Here is a 2,170-nt window from a genome sequence, read left to right on the forward strand (position 1 = left end):
CGTCGTAACTATTAATAAAATATGTTAAAATATACTATAATTTAGAAAAAAATACCAATTTCTACAAATTTCGATAGATTAGCAAACTAGATCAAATAAACAGAGGAGTAATGAAATGAAAACTAGAATTGCAATTGTAGATGATCATAAATTGTTTCGTGAAGGAATTAAGAGAATCCTAGATTTTGAAGAGAGTTTTGATGTTGTTGCTGAAGGTTCAGACGGTACAGAGGTTGTAAATATCATGGATCAACATCAAGTAGATGTATTTATTGTTGATATAAACATGCCGACAATGAACGGTGTAACTGCTACAAAAGCATTACTAGAAAAACATCCTGATGCAAAAGTAATTATTTTATCAATACATGATGATGAATCGTATGTAACTCATGTCCTAAAAGTAGGTGCAAGAGGCTATTTATTAAAAGAAATGGACTCAGATACACTAATTGAAGCGATTAAAGTCGTTACCAAAGGTGGGTGTTTTTTACATCCGAAGATTACTCACAACCTAGTAGAAGAATTTAGAAGACTATCACTTAAAGAACAGTTATTTAAATCTCGCGAAGTAGAAGTGCGCCGTCCATTACATTTACTTACTAGAAGAGAATGTGAAGTACTTCAAATGTTAGCAGATGGTAAAAGTAACCGTGCTATTGGTGAAGCTCTCTTCATTAGTGAAAAAACTGTCAAAAACCATGTAAGTAATATTCTACAAAAGCTAGAAGTAAATGACCGTACTCATGCTGTAGTAACGGCAATTCGAAACGCTTGGGTAGAAGTGAAATAGTTAGATGCAAAAAAGCAGAGTATCGGATGATCGGTACTCTGTTTTAGTTTCTAGACAAAGAACAAAATTTTATTTTTTCACATTTAGTTTGAAACATAGAATCAATAAAATGCCGACTTTATCTTTTCAATATATAGGCTTTTAAGTATAATAAGTCTTTCTAAGTCTACCTGAGTTGTCGAATTGGCTCAGAGTAAAGAGAATGAAATACGATGATTTTACTTAATTAGTTGTGTAAAATTAAACCAATAAATACATAGTTAAACGTTACTATATATATAAGAAAGGATATGACAATGAGAACTGCAATTGTTACAGATAGTACATCCTATATCCCAAAGGAAGTAAGAGATTCTTTAGATATACATATGTTGCCTCTTAATGTAATCTTCGGAGATGCGTCCTACCAAGAAGAAGTTGAAATTACAGCCGAACAATTTTTCCTCAAGGTCCGTGAACAAAAGGAGCTTCCAAAAACTTCACAGCCTGCATACGGCACGATTATTGAAAAATTTGAACAGCTATCAAATGAATATGAGGCTGTTGTTGCTATCACTTTATCAAGTGGAATTAGTGGAACCTATCAAAGTATCGTGTCAGCTGGTTCAATGATTGATAATTTAGAAGTAGTCGCTTACGATTCAGAAATTAGCTGCATGGTCCAAGGGTTTTATGTCATTGAAGCAGCGAAAATGGCAAAGAAAGGTGCTGGACCAACTGAAGTCATTGAGCGTTTAGATGAAATAAAACAAACTGCAAATGCTTACTTTATGGTTTTTGATTTAGATCACCTACAACGCGGTGGAAGACTTTCAAGTGCACAAGCATTTGTAGGAAGTTTACTACAAGTAAAGCCAATTCTAACATTTGTAGACAAACAAATTGTTGCCTTTGAAAAAATTCGAACTGAAAAAAAGGCAATGAAACGAATTACAGATTTATTTGGCGAAGTTGCATCAAAAGGCGAAAAAATGAAAGCAGTTGTTATTCACTCAAATCGTGAAGACGATGCAAAAAAGTTAGCCCAACAACTTAGTGAAACATATCCGAATGTAGAATTAGAAACTTCATATTTTGGTCCAGTAATTGGTACACATCTTGGTGAAGGTGCTTTAGGATTGGGTTGGTATGTTGTTTGAGTAGGAGCTCCTTTGATCAGGGGCTTTTTTATTTTTTTGCAGTGAAAGTTTGAGCATTGCAAATAAAAACTAGTCGCAATTAAAAAGTGAGTATCGCAAATAAAAATTAGTAATCGCTATTAAAAATAGAAAATCACAAATAAAACCTTGTTATCACAAATAAAATCAGCGAAATCGCAATTAAAAAGAAAATTCGATAGATCATTGTAAATTTTGTTCAATTTCTTTTAAAGTAGTT

2 protein-coding genes are annotated in these 2,170 nt (G+C 32.9%); both read left to right on the forward strand.

Going from position 1 to position 2,170, the window contains the following annotated elements; translation table 11 throughout:
* The first annotated feature begins 115 nt into the window (after positions 1 to 115).
* On the forward strand, positions 116 to 793 hold the full coding sequence (locus tag CN514_RS24445) for a response regulator (RefSeq protein WP_098234791.1): 678 nt from the start codon (positions 116 to 118) through the stop codon (positions 791 to 793).
* A 296-nt stretch (positions 794 to 1,089) separates the two neighbouring features.
* Positions 1,090 to 1,932: a DegV family protein gene (locus tag CN514_RS24450; RefSeq protein WP_098234792.1), complete on the forward strand. Its 843-nt coding sequence runs from the start codon at positions 1,090 to 1,092 to the stop codon at positions 1,930 to 1,932.
* The last annotated feature ends 238 nt before the right edge of the window (positions 1,933 to 2,170 follow it).

It is taken from the genome of Bacillus sp. AFS001701 (genome assembly GCF_002559405.1).
Classification (GTDB): Bacteria; Bacillota; Bacilli; order Bacillales; family Bacillaceae_G; genus Gottfriedia.